Source organism: Staphylococcus sp. 231237_7MaSpsaltlick (assembly GCF_043107035.1).
Window position 1 is genome coordinate 1 of the sequence record NZ_JBICNX010000349.1, and the last position, 475, is coordinate 475.

The 475-nt window shown below is 39.2% G+C and carries 1 protein-coding gene; it reads left to right on the plus strand.

The window, feature by feature from the left end:
- The coding region (locus tag ACF91D_RS31835) for an Ig-like domain-containing protein (protein WP_392438711.1) at window positions 1-475 on the plus strand (475 nt) is incomplete at both ends.

Genomic DNA, 475 nt, shown 5'->3' on the forward strand with positions numbered 1-475 from the left:
TGAGTGAAGTTACAAGTGAAAGTACGCAAATAACAGGCACAAGTGAACCGGGTTCAACGGTTAAGGTAGAATTACCAGATGGCACAGAGTTAACGGCAATAGCTGACGATCAAGGAAACTACACAGTAGATCTTCCAGCTAATAACAAATTCCAAGGTGGAGAAAGTATTAAGGTGACATCCACAGATACATCAAGTAACAAGTCAAATGTATCGACAGTCGAAGTAAGAGATGTCACACCACCAAATCCTCCAAAAGTGCTACCTATTACAAGTGAAAGCGCACAAATTAGTGGTCTAGCTGAACCAAATGCCAAGATTAAATTAACAATTGCAGGTGGAAATGAATTAACAGCTGTAGCAAATGATCAAGGTATTTACGTTATAGCTCTTCCGAATGGATGGATTCTTGATGGTGGAGAAGATGTGAATGTGTATGCAATTGATGCATCAGGAAATGTTTCATTACCTACTTA